This window comes from Oleiphilus sp. HI0067 (assembly GCF_001635735.1).
The window spans coordinates 1-1,342 of the sequence record NZ_LWFI01001270.1; the positions used below are offsets into that span (position 1 = coordinate 1).

Genomic DNA, 1,342 nt, shown 5'->3' on the forward strand with positions numbered 1-1,342 from the left:
ATAAACACGTGGCACGTGCCGCACGCGCATTCCCCACCACAATCCGCATCAATACCCGGCACCATATTTTCGGTCGCCACTTCCATTACAGACTGCCCATTCTCATAACTTAGAGAATGCTCTGTCCCATCGTGTTCGATCAGGGTTATCGTGCTCATGCTTTACCTCTTATTATTTTCACGTGCGATTCTGATTAAGTTAGGCAAAGATTAGAGTGTCAAACACATACAAGGGAGGTCATTTATTGCCATTCGAGAGTCATTTATTGACATCACAGGGTCATTTAAAGACACTATAAGAAAGACGACCACTATTGGCATTATCCACCACCACAGTGACATGAGATCGCGATAACGATGAACGAAGCCGCAACCATCCCCTCGAACTATTCAAGACTGATAGCCCGTGCATTAGGACTCTTGGTTCAAGACCTCCCTAAATTACTGGCGCACACCAACTTAAGCGTCGATGAGTTTTTAGATGAAAGTACGCTTATCACGGCAGACCAACAAATCACTTTGCTTGAAAATGCATTTTCAATTTCTGGAGACGAAGCCTTCGGATTAGCGATTGGAAAAATGCTGACCCCAGCAGCCCATGGAGCGATGGGTTTTCTTGTAAATAGCAGTCCAAACTTGATGACTGCCCTACAAGGGTTTCAAACGTTCTCCCCAACAAGAATGAGTTTTGTGAGCTTAGATCTTCGCGCTGAAGGCGACTGGTTATCCGTTTACTATCACGTCGAACTAGATCTCAAGCCAGAAATTTTAAGATGCATTACCGAGGCGTCTGCCATTACATTTTTTGATTGCGCAGAACACTTGCTGGGGCACCCGCTGAATTCAGCGATTACAAGCTTCATTCATCCGAAACCAAACTACAACGCACGCTATAGCGATTGCATTCCAGGAGAAATACTATTTTCTCAAACTCATACCATCGTAAAAATCCCAATTGAAGCTTGCAGAGAGCATAACGTTTCTGCGAATCATGAAAACTATCAACTTGCTTTCAAGCAGTGCGAACAGATGCTCTCTACCATCAATTCTGATGAGCGCTCTTACACATACAAACTTCAAAAATTAATGCTTTCACACCCTCCAGGAACCTTATCAGAAGACGATGCCGCAGCCGCTATGTTCGTTAGTAAGCGAACATTGGCCCGTNATCTAGAGCGAGAAGATTCGGGCTTCAGAAAGATACGTGACGATATTTTATGTCAACAGGCACAAGACTATTTACGCAATTCCAGAATGTCTGTAGAGGCTATCGCTACCCTTTTGAACTATCACGACAGCTCAAATTTTCGCCGAGCTTTTAAACGCTGGAATAATCAAACACC

Annotated in this window: 2 protein-coding genes; one reads left to right on the forward strand and one right to left on the reverse strand. The window is 44.1% G+C overall.

Annotation, left to right across the window (positions count from 1 at the left end):
- Positions 1-158: 2Fe-2S iron-sulfur cluster-binding protein (locus A3739_RS31180; RefSeq protein WP_156502705.1), on the reverse strand; the 158-nt coding region annotated here is incomplete at its 3' end.
- A 198-nt stretch (positions 159-356) separates the two neighbouring features.
- Between A3739_RS31180 and A3739_RS19530 the strand changes: the two genes are divergently transcribed.
- The coding region (locus A3739_RS19530; RefSeq protein WP_068502513.1) for an AraC family transcriptional regulator at positions 357-1,342 on the forward strand (986 nt) is incomplete at its 3' end.